The 17,607-nt window shown below is 34.7% G+C and carries 11 protein-coding genes and 2 tRNA genes; 4 read left to right on the top strand and 9 right to left on the bottom strand.

Annotated features, from left to right (window positions below; translation table 11 throughout):
- Positions 1-64: 64 nt before the first annotated feature.
- Positions 65-664, top strand: a complete 600-nt coding sequence (locus Q1A01_RS22220) for a hypothetical protein (RefSeq protein ID WP_299685282.1) — start codon at positions 65-67, stop codon at positions 662-664.
- 60 nt (positions 665-724) lie between these two features.
- Positions 725-2,209 (top strand): LytTR family DNA-binding domain-containing protein, encoded by a 1,485-nt coding sequence (locus Q1A01_RS22215; protein ID WP_299685280.1) that lies wholly within the window; start codon positions 725-727, stop codon positions 2,207-2,209.
- Positions 2,210-2,276: 67 nt separating this feature from the next.
- Here the strand turns inward: Q1A01_RS22215 and Q1A01_RS22210 are convergent, their stop codons facing one another.
- The 7 genes from Q1A01_RS22210 to Q1A01_RS22180 form a co-directional block, all read right to left on the bottom strand.
- The gene (locus Q1A01_RS22210; RefSeq protein WP_299685278.1) at positions 2,277-3,188 is read right to left on the bottom strand and encodes a PorP/SprF family type IX secretion system membrane protein; all 912 of its coding nucleotides are present in this window, start codon (positions 3,186-3,188) and stop codon (positions 2,277-2,279) included.
- Positions 3,189-3,190: 2 nt separating this feature from the next.
- A complete protein-coding gene (locus Q1A01_RS22205) occupies positions 3,191-11,422 on the bottom strand; it encodes a BspA family leucine-rich repeat surface protein (protein ID WP_299685276.1) in 8,232 nt (2,743 codons plus the stop codon).
- A gap of 299 nt (positions 11,423-11,721) precedes the next feature.
- Positions 11,722-13,344, bottom strand: a complete 1,623-nt coding sequence (locus Q1A01_RS22200) for a DUF2225 domain-containing protein (protein WP_299685274.1) — start codon at positions 13,342-13,344, stop codon at positions 11,722-11,724.
- 498 nt (positions 13,345-13,842) lie between these two features.
- On the bottom strand, positions 13,843-14,031 hold the full coding sequence (locus Q1A01_RS22195; RefSeq protein WP_299685272.1) for a hypothetical protein: 189 nt from the start codon (positions 14,029-14,031) through the stop codon (positions 13,843-13,845).
- Positions 14,032-14,112: 81 nt separating this feature from the next.
- Complete coding sequence (locus Q1A01_RS22190; RefSeq protein ID WP_299685270.1) at positions 14,113-14,256, bottom strand: hypothetical protein; 144 nt, start codon at positions 14,254-14,256, stop codon at positions 14,113-14,115.
- A gap of 283 nt (positions 14,257-14,539) precedes the next feature.
- Positions 14,540-14,622 (bottom strand) — tRNA-Leu (locus Q1A01_RS22185).
- Positions 14,623-14,672: 50 nt separating this feature from the next.
- Positions 14,673-14,745 (bottom strand) — tRNA-Lys (locus Q1A01_RS22180).
- A gap of 124 nt (positions 14,746-14,869) precedes the next feature.
- Between Q1A01_RS22180 and Q1A01_RS22175 the strand changes: the two genes are divergently transcribed.
- Positions 14,870-15,391 carry a shikimate kinase gene (locus Q1A01_RS22175; protein ID WP_299685268.1) on the top strand — a complete coding sequence of 174 codons (522 nt, stop codon included), beginning with the start codon at positions 14,870-14,872 and terminating at the stop codon, positions 15,389-15,391.
- Here the strand turns inward: Q1A01_RS22175 and Q1A01_RS22170 are convergent.
- Both Q1A01_RS22170 and Q1A01_RS22165 read right to left on the bottom strand, forming a co-directional pair.
- On the bottom strand, positions 15,383-15,886 hold the full coding sequence (locus Q1A01_RS22170) for a phosphoribosyltransferase family protein (protein ID WP_299685266.1): 504 nt from the start codon (positions 15,884-15,886) through the stop codon (positions 15,383-15,385). The two genes, Q1A01_RS22175 and Q1A01_RS22170, sit on opposite strands and share 9 nt — an antisense overlap.
- 24 nt (positions 15,887-15,910) lie before the next feature.
- The gene (locus Q1A01_RS22165) at positions 15,911-16,306 is read right to left on the bottom strand and encodes an RNA-binding S4 domain-containing protein (RefSeq protein WP_299685264.1); all 396 of its coding nucleotides are present in this window, start codon (positions 16,304-16,306) and stop codon (positions 15,911-15,913) included.
- An 89-nt stretch (positions 16,307-16,395) separates the two neighbouring features.
- Between Q1A01_RS22165 and Q1A01_RS22160 the strand changes: the two genes are divergently transcribed.
- On the top strand, positions 16,396-17,409 hold the full coding sequence (locus Q1A01_RS22160) for a hypothetical protein (RefSeq protein ID WP_299685262.1): 1,014 nt from the start codon (positions 16,396-16,398) through the stop codon (positions 17,407-17,409).
- The last annotated feature ends 198 nt before the right edge of the window (positions 17,410-17,607 follow it).

Below are 17,607 nucleotides of genomic sequence, written 5' to 3'. Positions count from 1 at the left end.
CGATGAGATTCATTAATACGTTTTCCTAAAACACTAAAGAAATAATAACTAAACAATTACAATTATGAAAACTTTATACACACTAACAGCACTTCTCTTATTGACGCATTTTACATATGCCCAAGAATTGAAAGAAATTGATGATATAAGCTGTGACACAGCAGATTTGCCAGAAAAATTTACAGATCTTAATACGTTTGCTCCATTAATGTACAACCTAAATGAAGATTGTCTATTCCAACCTTTACATATAGAAATGGGGGATTCAGTTTCTTTTACGATCATAGGAAGGTTTACAGGAGAAAAGATAAATGACAATGTGTTTGAGTTAAATCGTATTGAGTTTTCATTCTATGAAGCGGCTAAATTTCAACGTCCTATCATTGTGAAAAAAGCATGGATAGATGAAGACCATGATGGTAATGAAGTAGTGATTAATGTAGAATTGGAAGATATTTCTAAATGCTTTACATTAAATTGTAAAGGAAAAACTCAGCAGAAAAAACAAGGCGCTACCGATTTTGATTTAAAAACTGGACGTCTCAATATTCTTAGTAAAACCAAAATAGATTTTCATATTGTAAACCAAGAAGATATATTTGGAATAAACCCTAAGGATGTATTTCCTAAAGGAAGACACTGTAATGGTTTTGTAATATTTTAATCACATATGAGGTATCGTTTTCAAATACTAATATGCTTCAGTATTTTTCTGTGTGGCTCTTTGTTAGAGCTAAAAGCACAGCGATCTAACGATATTCTTGATAGTATTCTTCTTGCCAGAAAAAGATATGATATTAAAAAAGCGGAACATTATATTTCAACGCTTGAAAATCAAAAATTGAAAAATCTTTTTCTGGCAGATATGTATTTCCAGAAGATTGGTTTTGTAGTCGAAAACGATTATGACCTAGATGCTATTAAAGATGCTAGAGAGCAAATGATTGCGACATATCTCTATGCAGATATCTTAAAACGAAGAGAAATACATAAGGATTCTGTTATTTATAGACTGTATTTTAATGCTTATAATAAAGCCGTTAACGCACAAGATACACTTGTGATTAATACGCTTCTTCCTAAAATAAACAGACACTTTTTAAGAAATGCAAAAGCCCTTAAAACGTATGATAAATATCTAAAAAAAGCACGGCAGTATGCGCAAGATAGTATCGATTTATATCATTACTATTATTATAAAGCTGGCTATGAAATGAGAGCTAATGAAGCTGGGTTAAAAGAAATTGATACCACACAATTTAAGATACTCTTTAAAAATGGTTTGAAATATGCAGCAACACCTTTTCTAAAAGCATATATGCATCAATTTAAAGGACTGTATCTAGAGGCCTTTTTAGATCAACCAGAAGAAGCACTTCTCTATTACAATCTAGCTGAGCAAACATATAAAAAAGATAGTTTGTACTATTCCTCAAAAGGAATCCCTAGCATTGCCTTTAACAAAGCAATTATTTATCACGAAGCTGGTGATTATAGGAAATCTATAAATTATTTTAAAATTCATCAAGAAAAAGAAAAAAACAACGTGTATCGTATGTATGGATACGAATGGTTGTATAAAAATTATGATGCACTTCAGATGAATGACAGCGCACTGTATTATTTTAAAAAATTATATAAAGAAAAAGAAGCATTAAGTTTATTACGACACGCTGCCGATATTAGAGAAATTGATAGTAAGTATGATTATAATACAATAGAAGCAGAGCTTAGCTCAATCACCGATGAAAATGAAAATCTTTCAAAAAAAGTAACCTATTCACTACTTGCGATAGGTGTTTTGGCAGTTCTGGTATTTATTATTTACCTGTCTTTAAAACGATTTAAAAAACGAAGTCTTGAGTTAGAAGGTGAACAATCTGAAGCTATCAAACAATTACAAGAATTAAAAAACATTGTCACCAAAGATTATATTGTACTAAAGGACAAGACAAAAGTGTACATCTCAGATTTAACATATATCAAATCTGAAGATCATTATTTACGAGTATTTCTTGCCGATGGGAAACAGAATTTTGTACGCGGAAAATTATCTCAAATCAGTGATGAACTTCCGCCTAATTTTAAGCGTTGTCATAGATCATATATCGTCAATGAAAACTACATAAAACAACGCACGGTTTCTTTTGTAGTGATGCAGGATGCTACTCAAATTCCAGTTTCTAGAACGTATAAAAGCAATCTTTAAAGGCGTATTTTGAAACTAGTGGTGTGGTTTCTGAGTACGCTTTCGCGAAAGCGTATACTTAAAAATTCTATCGTTTACCTCCATAACCACTTCCTGCACGGTAGCTCAGTGAAAACCCTTGAGAACTCCCTAATGGCGAATTGTTTAAAGCAATGTTGTAGGTGTAATTTAAGCGTACATTACTAAAGATGTAGCACCCTACAAGCATATTCATGAGAGAGTTTGTACGATACCCAATACCTGCCTCCAGTTTGCTTTTGTAATTTAAAAATAGATTCATGTCTACTTGTGTAGGCGCGCCATTAGATACAATAACAAGCGCATTGGGTTTTAGTAAAAATTCTTCCTGGTTTCCAAAATAGACTTTATAAGCACCATAGGCATAATAGGGTACAACAAGTTCGATATTCTTTTCTGAAGACAACAAATCACCTACAATATTAGGTGCTGCAATTCCTACATAAAAATTACGCTCGTTGTATAAAAATCCAGCGCCTATAGTGGGAATAGACGTATTGATGTTTTGTGCAAAATTGATATCGTTTGTAATGTTGAGGTCTAATAAATCTTCTGCGTATTGTAAAACACCTGCTGAAATACCAAATGACATTACATGCGGGTTTCCATTATGCCATCGAGGTACATTTGAATCTTGAGATAAGAATATTTTATAGGCATAGGAAGCAAAAAAATGAGTAGCGGTAGTCACACCAATTTCATCTCTTAAAATACCCCCACCAAAACCTGAATAATCTTTAGGAATACTAGCAGAGAGCGATAAGTATTTTGGAGTTCCATCAAAAACATCTACCAGACCTCGATTGGTAAAAGCAATCTCTGTTTCTTGATTTAGTCCTGTATGTGCAGGATTTATAATGATGGTATTGTAATTATAATCTGAAAACACAGGTGTTTGTTGTGCACATATGTGTATACTACAGAAAAATAAACCAACGATAGTAAATAGGTACTGTCTCATAGTTATCGTTTTAAGACTACGTAGCCTCTTGTTTTTAGATTGTGTTCTACTGGAATTTCAATGGTAAAAAAGTAAGTGCCTTCTGGTAATTTACCTGCGCCACGTCCTGTGGATTTATTTGCGTCTCCGCGAAAAACGTTTCCTGAGTTATTGTATCCTTCTATTTGAAACACGAGATCTCCCCAGCGATTATAAATAGATACAACATTATCAGGGTAATTTCGAATACCTTTAATCTCCCAAAATTCATTGATGCCATCACCATCTGGTGAGAATCCAAACTTCTGGGTATTGTCTACCTCAACAGTATTATCTTCTGTTGTAAATGATTCTTCTTGGCACGACTCCCGAATTCCTCCCATATTATATGGATGTATCGTTACATAGATGGTTGTATTGTCAGGAAGTTCCTCGGCTAATGATATTTCGGTTACATTTCCTACATCTGTAGTAGCAATAATATCATTGCCTCCAGAAAATGTTCCTATGGTGATAAAGTATCCATCAGCACTTGCAATAGGGTTCCAAGAAACTCCTGTATTTACAGGAACATTTAAACTACCATTAGAAGGACTAATAAGGGAGGTACATACAGGCGGCAGTAACACTGTTGTAAAAGACAGTTCTGTACAACTTTCGGCGCTTCCTCCAATATTATAAGGTGTTACCGTTACAAATACGGTTGTTTGTTGTGGTAGCTCATTAGTAGGAGTGTACGATGTAGTATTTCCTACATCGAGATCATTTATGATATCAGTACCTCCAGAAGTAGTCCCAATACTAATAGTATATCCAGTAGCTTCTATAACTTCTTCCCAATTAATAGTTGCTGTAATAGCAACATCGATAGCTCCTTCCAATGGGTTGATAATTGTTGTACATGGTGGCGGAAATGTTTGCGTAGTAAAACTTTCTTCAGTGCATTCGGTTGCATTTCCCGTCGCATTATATGGAATGATCGTCACAAAAATAACTGACGCATCTGGTAAGTCTGCAGGTAAATCAAATGTAGTAACATTGCCTACATCTTGAATGTTTATGATATCAGTGCCCCCCGAAGTAGTTCCAACACTAAGGATATATCCATCTGCTGTAGTGGCTGTTGTCCAACTCAAATCGGTGCCAATAAGCACACCAGTAGCTCCATTTAATGGATCTGTAAGGGCAACACAATCTGGTACAAATAATTGTGTGGTAAAGGATTCTTCGGTACATCCTGTTGCATTTCCAGTAGCGTTGTATGGAATGATAGTGACAAAGATTTCCGAAAACTCAGGTAAGTCAGTAGGAAGATCAAATGTCGTAACATTGCCTACATCTTGATTATTAATAATATCAGTTCCTCCCGAAGTAGTTCCTACATTCAGAATATAGCCATCTGCTGTCGTAGCAGTATTCCAAGAAAGATCAGTGCCTACTAATACGTCTATAGTTCCATTTAACGGATCGGTAAGTGTGGTACATTCTGGCACAAATAGTTGTGTAGTAAATGATTCTTCGGTACATCCTGTCGCATTTCCAGTAGCATTATATGGAATGATAGTAACAAAAATCTCTGTAAACTCAGGTAAGTCTGCTAGGAGATCAAATGTAGTAACATTCCCTACATCTTGATTGTTTATGATATCGGTGCCTCCCGAAGTAGTTCCTACACTAAGGATATATCCATCTGCTGTAGTGGCTGTGGTCCAACTCAAATCGGTACCAATAAGCACACCTGTAGCTCCATTTAATGGATCTGTAAGCATGACACAATCTGGAGCAAATAATTGTGTGGTAAATGATTCTTCGGTACATCCTGTTGCATTTCCAGTAGCATTGTATGGAATGATAGTGACAAAGATTTCCGTAAACTGAGGTAAATCTGCAGGAAGGTCAAACGTAGTGACATTCCCTACATCTTGATTGTTTAGTATATCCGTTCCTCCCGAAGTAGTTCCTACATTCAGAATATAGCCATCTGCTGTCGTAGCAGCATTCCAAGAAAGATCAGTTCCTACTAATACGTCTATCGTTCCATTTAACGGGTCTGTAAGACTAACACAATCTGGAACGAGTAATTCTGTAGTAAAAGATTCCTCGGTACATCCTGTCGCATTTCCAGTAGCATTATATGGAATGATAGTAACAAAGATCTCTGTAAACTCAGGTAAGTCTGCTAGGAGATCAAATGTAGTAACATTCCCTACATCTTGATTGTTTACAATATCGGTGCCTCCCGAAGTAGTTCCTACACTAAGGATATATCCATCAGCTGTAATGGCTGTTGTCCAACTCAAATCGGTACCAATAAGCACACCAGTAGCTCCATTTAATGGATCTGTAAGCATGACACAATCTGGAGCAAATAATTGTGTGGTAAACGATTCTTCGGTGCATCCTGTTGTATTTCCAGTAGCGTTGTATGGCATGATATTGACAAAGATTTCTGTAAATTCAGGTAAGCCAGCAGGAAGGTCAAACGTAGTGACATTCCCTACATCTTGATTGTTTAGTATATCCGTTCCTCCCGAAGTAGTTCCTACATTCAGAATATAGCCATCTGCTGTCGTAGCAGCATTCCAAGAAAGATCAGTTCCTACTAATACGTCTATCGTTCCATTTAACGGGTCTGTAAGACTAACACAATCTGGAACGAGTAATTCTGTAGTAAATGATTCCTCGGTACATCCTGTTGCATTTCCTGTATCGTTATAAGGAATAATAGTGACAAAGATTTCTGTTAGTTCGGGTAAGTCTGCAGGAAGGTCAAACGTAGTAACATTCCCTACATCTTGATTATCTACAATATCCGTTCCTCCCGAAGTGGTTCCTATACTGAGAGTATATCCACTAGCCGTTGTAGCTGTTGTCCAACTCAAATCGGTACCAATAAGCACATCTGTAGCTCCGTTTAAAGGATCGGTGAGTGTCACACAATCAGGAATAAATAGTTGTGTTGTAAATGACTCCTCTATGCATCCTGTTGAATTTCCGCTATCGTTGTATGGAATGATATTGACAAAGATTTCTGTAAATTCAGGTAAGTCAGCAGGAAGATCAAATGTAGTGACATTGCCTACATCTTGATTGTTTATAATATCTGTTCCACCAGAAATAGTACCCACATTCAATAAATAACCCGTAGCCATGGACGAAGCTTCCCAACTCAAATCTGTACCCACTAAAACATCGATAGCACCATCAAGCGGATCTATTAAAGATGTACAGTCTGGGAAAAATTCAATGGTTTCTGTTGTAAAGGACTCTTCTATACAACCCGTTGCATCACCAACGTTATTATAAGGAGTTATAATAACGTAATATGTCTCATCTTCGTCTAGGTCTGTTACAAAATCAAATGTTGTAGTGTTATTCACATCTACCTGATTTAAAATTTCATTCCCTCCTGGTGTAGTTCCTACTGTTAGTAAATAACCAGTTGCGTCAGCTACGGCATCCCAAGTGAGGTTCGTTGTAATATCAACATCAGTAGCGCCATCTATTGGAAGTGAAAGGTTTGTACATCCCGGTGGTACAGGGATAAATTCTGTTGTAAAGCTTTCTTCGACGCATCCTATAGCATCACCAACATCATTTGTAGGTATTATAGTTACATAAATAAGGGTGTTTTCAGGTAGGTCATCTACTAGATCGTATGTCGTAACATTCCCTACATTTATATTGTTTAAAATATCGACACCTCCAGGAGTTGTTCCTACTGAAATAATATAACTATCTGCATTACTTACAGGATCCCATGATAGGTCTGTACTTACGACAATGTCTACGGCTCCATTTAATGGATTGGAAAGTGATGTACAATCTGGAATAGTTGGATTAGGGTCTGAAATAATTATAAATGTTTCTAAACCACATCCCGGTGCATCTCCTTCGTTATTATAAGGAACAATGGTTACGCTTACTACTTCGCCACCCGCAAAATCATTTGTAAAATTATAAGTTGTATCATTAATGATGTCAATATTAGTTACATTATTTGCGTTAGCGGGTACTGAGGTTACAGTAAGTCTATATCCTCTAGCAAACTGAGCTGGTTCCCAAGTAATATTTGTGTTTACTGGGACATCTATATCTCCATTTAATGGCGAAATTAATGTAGTACATGCAGGAAGAGGGCAATCAAGTACATCGCCTACTATATTCCATCCAAAATCTGAAATTATGGAAGCACGTTCTTCAAAAGCATCACAATACGGAACATTAAGCGCTCCTAGGGTTAAACCAGATGGTAATTGTTGTTGTGACCAGGCTATTAATGTGCTGTCGTAACTATCTCTAGACATTCCTGAATTATCTAACATATTACTTAAATTGGTTACTTGGGACATGTCCCATTCTCCTAAAACTTGATCATACGCTGTAGCCTCATTAAATATACTATTCATTGAAACTTGACCTAAATCCCATTCATTTAGTAGTTGATTAAAAGAAGAAGCATTTTGAAACATACTGTCCATATTAGCAACTCCTTCCACGCGCCAATTATTTAAAGGAGCGTCAAAAGCTATAGCATCCTCAAACATTTCTTCCATAGTTGTAACATCTCTTGTATTCCAAGGATCTATATTTTGATTAAATAAAGAAGCTCCGCTAAACATACGTCTCATAGTAGTTACTGAAGCGGTGTTCCAACTATCCATAGGTTGATTATACATCGTTGCATCTTGAAACATGGCATCCATAGTAGTTACAAAAGAAGTATTCCACGTATTTATATTCTGGTTAAATACAGCAGCTTCTTTGAACATGGCAGCCATATTTTGTGCTTCATTGGTTTCCCAAGCATCCAATGGTGTATTAAATTGTTGAGCACTTTCAAACATGGAAGTAAAAAAGGTGACATTAACAACATCCCAATCATTAATATTTTGATTAAACACCTGTGCGTTTTCAAACATAGATCTCATACTGGTTACCGAACTCGTATCCCAGGTTATCAAAGGTTGATCAAATAGCTGTGCGTTTTTAAACATAGAAGCCATCGTTGCAACTGCACTAACATCCCAACTACCAATAGGTTGATTGAATACTTGCGCATTTTCAAACATAGATTCCATGTTTACCACAGAATTTACATCCCAAGGCGCGAGGGCTTGGTCAAAAAGTACAGCACTTCTAAACATGCCTCTCATTGTAGTTACTTGAGATACATCCCAGTTGCTTATATCTTGATCAAATACATTGGTGCCATTAAACATAAATGACATATTGGTAACTGTCTCTACTTGCCAATTATTTAATGGTTGGTTAAATGCAACAGACCCTGAAAACATAGATCCCATGGTAATACAAGATAGGGTGTCCCAATCATTCAAAGGTTGATTGAAAACGTTAGTACTACTAAACATAGAATCCATATTAATAACGTTTTCCACATTCCAACTATTTAAATTTTGGTTAAATACATCTGCATTAGAGAACATAGAAGCCATAGAGGTTACATTTTCCACATTCCAATTTGAAATATTACCGTTGAATGCTTCTGCATTATCAAACATTCTCTCCATAGATATAACATTTGATACATTCCACATATCTAATGGTTGGTTGAAATTTTCGGTAAATCGAAACATCCATCCCATGTCTTGAACATTTGATACGTTCCAGTTATTCAATGGTTGATTGAAAGCTGATGCTGACCCATTAGCGTCAAACATTCTAAACATACTTGTTACATTACCTACATTCCAATTGTTTATAGGTTGATTGAATGCTCGTGCTACAAGAAACAAGCCACTCATGTTAGTTACATTACTTACATCCCATGTATCTAGAGGACTATTAAATACAAATGCCGCAGCAAACGTATTTGACATATTTGTTACGTTACTTACATCCCAATTATTAATATCTGCATCAAATAAAAAACAACTGAAAAACGTACTTCTCATATTTTCTACTTGAGATAAATCTGGAACATCTGTAGCATTATACGTCATGTTTTGACAGTTAAGAAATGCTTGGTCCATACTTTGCCATTGCTGGGTTCCCCATTGATCAATAGTCAAGAGTTTGAAATAATCTGTATTTGAAAAGTTAAAGTAATGAGCGGGATAATCTCCAATAATAGAAATAGTATAAATTCCAGGTGTATCATAAGTATGCGTGATATCTCCTGATACATTATTATCAAATTGATTATCTCCCCAGTCTATGGAATAATCATAGGTGAATCCATTATTTTTAGAGATTTTTAATTGATTAGCAGGAGTACTATCACCATTTGTTAAAGTGGTATTGTAAGTGAGTTTAAAAGCTGCTGGACTATTCACCCAAGAATCAATAATAGTATACGTCTCTGTAATACAATTTTCTGCTGGACCTTCAGCATTAAAAGGGACTACTTGTGCCGTTACAATATCACCAGCAATAAAATCTACAGCAAAATCCCAAGAAGTGACATTGCCTACATCAAAATTGTCTAAAATGGTAGTGACTACACCTCCTGTATTTTTGGTAACCGTGACTCTATACCCTGTAGCATTGGGAGTAGCCTCCCAAACTAAATCAAAATTACCAGGAACATTTATATCTCCATCAACAGGGGTAATGATGTCTGTACAAAAAACAAAGCTGCAGTTTACAATATCATCATTTATAGTCCAGTTACTATTTATAATTAAATCTTCTCTAGCAAAACGCCCATCGCAATATAATAGATTAGCAGCTCCAAGAATTACATTATCATTAACGGTTTGCGCTTCCCATCCTATTAAGGTATTGTTATAGTTTGTTTCTGAAAGTCCAGAATCATCTAGCATATTGGCCATTAAAGTGACATTTGAAATATCCCAAACACCCAAGTTTTGATCAAAGGCAGTTGCATTTGAGAACATAGAACGCATGTCACTTACGTTAGTTGTTGTCCATAAATCAATAGGTTGATTAAATAAAAAGGCGCCATTAAACATTGAGTTCATGCTATTTACATTGCTTACATTCCAATTATTGAGTAATTGATTAAAACTTGTAGCATTAAAAAACATGCCGCTTGTGTCGGTTAAAGAATCTAGCATCCAGCCATTTAAAGGTTGATTAAAATCTGGAGATCTGCGAAACATGCCTGACATATCAGTAACATTACTTACATCCCAACCTTCAATTGGTTGATTAAAACGAGAAGATTCGAACATCTCACGCATATTTGCTACACTTGAGGTAATCCACATATCCAGAGGTTGGTTAAAAATGGTAATTGCAGAATTAATTCCAGCAAACATATTTGACATATTTGTGACATTACTTACATCCCAATTATTCAATGGTTGATTGAACACATAATTACGTTCAAACATTCCTGCCATATTCAAAACGTTTCCTACTTGCCAATTGTTTATATTTTGATTGAAAGGAGTATCCCTAAACATTTCAAACATATCAGTTACATTATTAACCTCCCATTGGTCAAGGGGTTGATTAAAGGGAGTAGATCTAAACATCCTAGCCATCGTGGTTACTTGAAGTACGTTCCAGTTGTTTAAAGGGAAAGCCATATCTGATGCGCTAAACATATCACTCATATCTGTAACCTGCGATGTATTCCAACCATTAATATTTTGATTAAAATCATTGGCAGATCTAAACATTCTCGCCATTGTTGTTGCAGCACCAGTATTCCAATTATCTAATGGTTCATTAAAATTATTAGCCCCATTAAAGGTGTCTGACATGTCAGTGATATTTCCTGTGTTCCATCCGTCTAATGGCCTATTAAAAGTGTTGCAGCTTTGAAACATACCAGAAATATCTGTAATGTTATCAACATTCCAAGAATTCAAAATTCCATTGAAAATATTTGCCTCTCTAAACATATTTTTTAAGCTAGTGACTTGGCTTAAATCTGGTGGCGAAATAGCGTCAAAATTCAAATTTCTACACCCGTAAAAAGCATTCTCCATAGACTGCCATTGGATGTTTCCCCAAGAAGTAATCTCAATGATTTTATCCTTATCACCAGTATTGTTAAAATAAATAGCAGGAAAATTTCCACTAATACTAATAGTGTAACTCCCAGGAGTAGTGTAGGTATGTGTTACATTGCCAGTTATTCCTGTGTCTGTATTACCATCCCCCCAATTAACGGTATAATCGTATGTAAACCCAGGGTTTGTGGGTATGGTTATTTGATTATCAGGAGTGGATAAGGTAGTATTCCAAACAGACGTAAAATCTTGACTGTAGGAATCTATACAGGTACAAAGAAAAATTGTTATGAGAAGTAAAAACTTCATTCTAGACAATACCGTCATATAAACATACATTTTGATACTCACACAGATGTGCTATTTACACTAATTTTTTTCTGATTGTGTTGCTGAAAAAAGGTTTGTTATTAGTGAAGTTACATCACTATTAGTTCACATTTAATCAATTCTTATAATAGAAATAGATATGATTAAAAAATCTTATGTGAAAGCATTAATTAATTTAAGTAAAGTTCACTATTTATACTTAAAGTTCCGATCTTATATAGTCAAAAGGGGTTCCATTCAATGGAATGGAACCCCTTTTTGTGGAAAAACATCACTGTTTAAGAGGTTTTACGATATTCAGAAGGTGTCTGTCCTGTATAGTTTTTAAACACCCGATTAAATGTGGTTTTACTTTTAAAACCTGAATCAAATGCAATGGCAATGATTTTTGCGGTTTTATATTGTGGCTGTTTCATTAATTTTTGCGCTTCTACAACGCGATAAAAATTAATAAAATTATAGAAGTTTTCTTTAAAAGAATAATGCAATACTTCCGAAAAATGTGAGGTGCTTATTTCCAATTTTGAAGCTAATTCAGCCAATCTTAAGTTAGGTTCTAAATAGGGTTTTTCAGTGTTCATTAATGCTAAAATACGTTCCTTGTATAGTTCTCTATCCGTATCTGTTAATGACGAGTTTTTATAGGGTTGCTCTTCTATTTTTGAAGGTGTTTTTTCAATAGGGATATCTGATGTTGTATTCTTTTTTTCTATAGCTTTTTTTAAAGCAACATATTGTTCTTGAAGGTCGTTTTTTTCTATTTCAATACGTTTTTTCTTTCGTATGTATAAGAACAATACACCAGCGAGGAAGAGCACAATAATACTTCCAAACTGTAACCATTGTTTTTTGTTTTTTGTTACAGAAACTACTTCTTTTTCGGCAGCTTCTCTTGTCTCTTGATTTTTAGTGATGTCTTTAGAAAGATCTACAATAGTGGCTTCTTTTTTATCGACTTGTATTACATCTCTAATGCGTGTATATTCTTTTTGGGCTTCATAAGAAGCTTTGAAATTTCCTTTCTGCTCATATACTTTTGCCAAATACTCATAGCTATACATAGCGACTTCATTGAGCTCTTTGCTTTCAGCGAGTGTTAACGCCTCTTTAAGACGTTGCAAGGAGAGATCAATATTAGATACATGGTAATTTGCCACTCCATTGTTAAATAAGAGCCAAGCGCGTTTTTTTGTAGGTTTTTGTATATGAGGTAATTGAAGTCCTTTTTCTGTAGTTTTAAGCGCATTTTCATAGTCGCCTAATTGTACGTAAATATCACCTATATTATTTAAAGAGGTAGCAATGACTTCTTCATCTTTCATATATTCTCCTAAAGTAAAGGCACGTTCAGCATATTGTAAGGCTTTCTCATAGTTTTTTAACTCCATGTAATTTGTAGACTGTCCTACTAAAGCAGCGGCTTTTATCCTAGAAAAACTTCGTACAGTATCCGTTATCACCAGCAATTCATCCATTGCTTTTATAGACTTTTTAAATGCTCCAATATCGGTGTATAGATTCCCCATATTGACAAGTATCATTGCTTTAGGTCCTTGGTTATTTGGCACCAAATCACATTTTTCTAAGGCTTGATGGTACATCTCAATGGCTTTCTGTCTGTTGCTTCTATTCTTATGGTAGATTGCTTGACTATTAAGCGCCAAAATGCTCATGTCTGTAATCTGGTATAATTCAGAAATTAATAGCAAAGAGTCACTATATGTTTTATGCAACTCATAATCTCCGTTTTTATAATATTCCTGAAGTAATTTAGCATATCTAGCAGCTTCCTCTTGACCATTAGTAGGTGAGGAAAAATCTATTTTACTGTCATCTACCTGCGCATTACTAAAAATAGATGCGCATAGACATAAAATAGCAAAAACAACTTTTATATTCATTTTTTAGGGGGACAGCAAATATGAATTACAAAAATAGTTGTTTTATTTTTTAATGGACTAGGTACGCTTTCGCGAAAGCGTATACCACATAGTTAAAATTTAAATAGCTATAAACGAGTATTTAAGGTGCGATTTCTTTATGATACGCAATACAGGAAAAAAATAGCGAACCGAAGTTCGCTATAGATCAATGTGTATTTACGATATATTTATATATATCATTTAACAAAATCCTGCTAATGAACAAATCTCTCCATACGGGACATAATTATTACAGGCTCCATCTGGACACCACTCACAACAAAACTGATTATTTGATTCTTCTTCTTCTCTACCACCTTGAATAGCTTTTTGTCTAGCATAATTTCTAAACTTAAAATGTTTTTTAATAATCTTGGAGGATAATTGTAAATACTATTCTTGAACAGGAGCATGAGAATCTGAAACAAGTACAGTTTTATGAAAATTAGCTCTTTTTGGTAGTCTCATCAATACGTTCTAAATACATATGCCTTCAACACAAGAAAAAGATCTCGGCATACAGTCACAACTTAAGTGGGTGAAGTAAGGAATATCTTCCACGGTGGTTTGGTCGGTTGTTTTTTGCCCGCCGTTTACTTTTATAAGATGAAAACTTGAAATAGTTTCTTTTTTTAATTCCAGTGATTTTAGATTCTTATTCTTCATAATAAACAATTTTAAAAGTTAATTAAGTAAAAATACTGCTGATAAGGTTTTAAAAAACTTATCAGCAGTTTACATTAAATTTTAGCACTCATGACAAGGAGGATTTTGATTACCATTGCCATTTGGATTACCAGAACATCCACATCCTCTTTTACCTTTAATTGTTTGTAGCTGTGATTTTTTTAAAATCTTTACATTTTCTAAATTTTTGATTACTTCTAACATTTTTCTAAAATTTATATGATTTATATACCTGTAAGAGGAGAAAAGAGATGTTTGTTACCCAAGTAGATGATCGAATAGTTGAAACTTATAGGCTTTCTGATAGCGCAGGTTTGTAGCGATTGCCGAGATGAAGTAAATGATTTGTGAATAGTAAATAGAGTTCCCAGAACAGAAATCTCATATATCGTTTATTATCGATTTTATTGTAAAATAATACTACTAATTGCTATTGTTTTGTGTGTAAAATGTAAAAAACTCATCAGGAATGATGAGCTTTTTGTTGTACCCGAGATGGGACTTGAACCCACACGCAACTAGTGCACACGGCCCTCAACCGTGCCTGTCTACCAATTCCAGCACTCGGGTAGATAGGTGTATAAAAGTAAAAAAGTCGTGCATTATGCGACGACTTTTTGTGACCTGGCTGGGGCTCGAACCCAGGACCCTCTCCTTAAAAGGGAGATGCTCTACCAACTGAGCTACCAGGTCTTTTCCTGAATGCGGGTGCAAATATACACCCAATTAATTTATATATCAAAGCCTTTTTAAAATAAATTTTACATTTTTTTCATCTTTTGACAATACCTTTGCATTTCAATACAAAAAATAGCACATGGATATTTATTTGATGGGGTATATGGGGTCAGGAAAAACCACTATAGGACAGCGATTAGCAAAACATATTGGATATGACTTTGTAGATTATGATCAATTTATTGCAGAAAAAGAAAAGATGTCTATCTCCCAAATTTTTGAAACAAAAGGCGAAATTTATTTCAGAAAAAAAGAGGCACACTACCTAAAAGAAATTTTACAAGAAACCAATACTAAAAAAATAGTCGCTTTAGGAGGAGGAACTCCCTGTTATGGAAGTAATTTGCAAGACATCAAAGAGAGCGGTGTACAATCTATCTATATCAATGTGCCTGTGACAGAACTGACCAACAGATTGTGGGAAGCTAAATCAGAACGTCCTGTAATTGCAACACAGCAGTCTAAAGAAGAATTAGAAGAATTTGTGAGGAAACACCTGTTTGAAAGAGGATTCTATTATAATCAAGCCAGCAAAGTCCTTAAAGTACAAGAACAAACCGAAGCAATGATTGTAGAAGAAATTGTAGCGACCTTATTCTAAGACGGCCATATCATTTCCTTTTCTAAACGTCACCTTAACAGATTCATTAAGAGACGTACTTAATGAAATTCCTTTAAAGTCAGCTTTTACAGGATATTTCTTGTGATTTCTATTGACAAGTACAGCCGTTTTAAAACGCTTTAAAGGCACATTTAGAAAATGTTGTACACCATAAATAAGTGTAGTACCTGAGTTTAATACATCATCTATGAGAACAATAGATTTATTTGAATAAGCTTCAGGCGTAAGGCTTGTTGTAACCGTACCTAAAGGGTCTTGCTTATTCATAGTTACTTTGCATAACACGATTTTAAAATTAGCAATTTCTTCAAGGATTGTCTGAAGGCGTTCGGCAAATTTATAGCCATTATCAGCAATACCAGCTAAAATGATTTCCTCTTCATTTACATTACTTTCATAAATCTGATACGCAATCCGACGTGTCTTATGCTCAATGGCTTTATGATCTAGTATTTTGTCAAGTTTTACTTTCATAGGCTTTCTTAAATGTAAAAATACTTATTCTTCTTCGTTGTCTGAAAAGAAATCATCATTTTCATAGATTTCATCTATATCCCTACGATCTTTTTTAGTAGGACGACCCGTTCCTTTCTTTCTATAATAATCTTTAGAATACTTGAGTAAATCTAATTTTTCTAGATTTTCCTTAGGCGTTGTATCCTTGCGATAGATGTCAACCAACTTTGCGCCCAGTCTACTTGTTGGCAAGTCTAGGACTTCTAAGGTGTAGATAACTTGGTTTTTACGCACACTAATTACATCAGTAGGATAGATATCTCTAGAAGGTTTTACAACCTTGTCATCTACCTTTACATGTCCTTTTTTACAGGCGTTGGTAGCAATAGATCGTGTCTTAAAATAACGGATACACCATAAATATTTATCAACTCTCATATAAAAATGCTTAAAAGTGCGTTAATCTATGTAATTATACGGTCAAAAATACGTCAAAATTGTATCTTGCACCCTCGAAAAAGAATTTTATGATTATTAAAAATTATCTAAGCATACTAGTAGTGCTAGTTTTATTTAGTTCCTGTGGAAATGATGACGACACCCCAGAAGCAATCCCTTTTAGAGATAGAGGAGAACAATCTATAACAGATGATGCTTTCATTAGAGAATATCTAGAAACGCATTTTTATAATTATGAAGAGTTTGCAAATCCACCTGCAGAGTTTGATTATGAGATTCGTTTTGATACTATAGCTGGTGATAATGCAGATAAAACGCCACTTATAAACCAAGTAGTTACAAAAACGTATGATCGTTTTGAAGCTTCTAATACTTTGTATGTCCTTACAGCAAGAGAAGGTGTAGGTGCTGCTACATCACAAGTAGATTCTACATTTGTGACCTATAGAGGATCAAATATTCTAAGTAATGTATTTGACAGTGCTTCAAACCCTATTTGGTTTAACCTTCCTGCAACCATTGATGGTTTTGCAAATGGAATCGAAGGAGCTAGAGGAGGGTCAGGATTTACAATAGCACCAGACGGAACAACAGAATTTAATAATGATTACGGCATTGGAGCTGTATTTATTCCAAGTGGATTAGCTTACTTTGCACAACCACCAAATAGTGATATTGGAATTTATTCTTCCCTAGTATTTACATTTTCTATGTATGAGAGTAAAGTAACCGATCATGATGGTGATGGTATTATTACTATAGACGAAGATATAGACGGTAACGGATTCTTGTTTGATGATGTAGATAATACAGATGGTGATGTACAAGCAAACTTTAATGATCCAGATGATGATAATGATGGTGTGACGACACGTTTAGAAACTATACGTGATGATGAAGGAAATTTCGTAGGTTTAATGGATACAGATAATGATGGTATCAATGATCACTTAGATGATGATGATGATAATGATGGTATTGATACTGTAGATGAGATAAATATTAATTTCAATACAGGAGAAATTACGTATCCAGATACAGATGAAGACGGAATACCTGATTATTTAGATTCGGACAGTTAATGTATACGCTTTCGCGAAATGTCATGCCGAGCCTGTCGAAGTAGCGATTACCTATAAAACTAAAAAAGGCAACTCATCATGAGTTGCCTTTTTTAGTATACGCTTATGTGAATCATTATTTCGGATCAAGACCAATTGTTGTGTTTATGCAAATATTCTAGTTAATCTAAAGAGGAAGAATTCTACATTTTTGACACC

This window comes from uncultured Dokdonia sp., assembly GCF_947492815.1.
In the GTDB taxonomy this organism is placed as follows: domain Bacteria; phylum Bacteroidota; class Bacteroidia; order Flavobacteriales; family Flavobacteriaceae; genus Dokdonia.
Note: the sequence above shows the minus strand (reverse complement) of the source record. Positions and strands in the feature narration are given on the sequence as shown.

Bases quoted from the DNA above. Each gene is read 5' to 3' on its own strand.
- Q1A01_RS22220 (WP_299685282.1), top strand. From the start codon at position 65: ATGAAAACTTTATACACACTAACAGCACTTCTCTTATTGACGCATTTT.
- Q1A01_RS22210 (WP_299685278.1), bottom strand. From the start codon at position 3,188: ATGAGACAGTACCTATTTACTATCGTTGGTTTATTTTTCTGTAGTATA.
- Q1A01_RS22205 (WP_299685276.1), bottom strand. From the start codon at position 11,422: ATGAAGTTTTTACTTCTCATAACAATTTTTCTTTGTACCTGTATAGAT.
- Q1A01_RS22200 (WP_299685274.1), bottom strand. From the start codon at position 13,344: ATGAATATAAAAGTTGTTTTTGCTATTTTATGTCTATGCGCATCTATT.
- Q1A01_RS22195 (WP_299685272.1), bottom strand. From the start codon at position 14,031: ATGAAGAATAAGAATCTAAAATCACTGGAATTAAAAAAAGAAACTATT.
- Q1A01_RS22190 (WP_299685270.1), bottom strand. From the start codon at position 14,256: ATGTTAGAAGTAATCAAAAATTTAGAAAATGTAAAGATTTTAAAAAAA.
- Q1A01_RS22175 (WP_299685268.1), top strand. From the start codon at position 14,870: ATGGATATTTATTTGATGGGGTATATGGGGTCAGGAAAAACCACTATA.
- Q1A01_RS22170 (WP_299685266.1), bottom strand. From the start codon at position 15,886: ATGAAAGTAAAACTTGACAAAATACTAGATCATAAAGCCATTGAGCAT.
- Q1A01_RS22165 (WP_299685264.1), bottom strand. From the start codon at position 16,306: ATGAGAGTTGATAAATATTTATGGTGTATCCGTTATTTTAAGACACGA.
- Q1A01_RS22160 (WP_299685262.1), top strand. From the start codon at position 16,396: ATGATTATTAAAAATTATCTAAGCATACTAGTAGTGCTAGTTTTATTT.